The organism is Mesorhizobium sp. M3A.F.Ca.ET.175.01.1.1 (assembly GCF_004791945.1).
Taxonomy (GTDB): Bacteria; Pseudomonadota; Alphaproteobacteria; order Rhizobiales; family Rhizobiaceae; genus Mesorhizobium.
The window spans coordinates 1-292 of the sequence record NZ_SRTP01000369.1 but is presented as its reverse complement, the minus strand read 5'-3'; the positions used below and the strand labels follow the sequence as shown (position 1 = coordinate 292).

At 65.4% G+C, this 292-nt stretch carries 1 pseudogene; it reads right to left on the bottom strand.

Features of this window, described 5'->3' with window-relative positions:
- Positions 1 to 133 (bottom strand): annotated as a pseudogene (locus EN818_RS34200) (uracil-DNA glycosylase); the annotation flags it as partial.
- Positions 134 to 292: the final 159 nt, after the last annotated feature.

Genomic DNA, 292 nt, shown 5'->3' with positions numbered 1-292 from the left:
CGACCTGTTTCGGCCTGGCCTCCGCGAAGCGGTTGATCGGCGCGTCCTCGAGCGCGTCGTCGACGCCGGCGCTGGCATAGAAGGCGAGCAGCTCGGCGATCTCGGCAGGTGTGCTGGGGGAGGCGGCAGTCATGGCGCCACCATTGTCCGCGCGGCGAGGTTTTGCAACCACGATGAGATCAGCCTGTCGGAATCCTGGGATCCTGCACGATGTAGAACGTCCAGCGCGGCGTGTCGTCGGTGATCAGGAGTTCGAAGCTGCCCGTCTTCAGCGGGTCGATCTTGCCGTCCT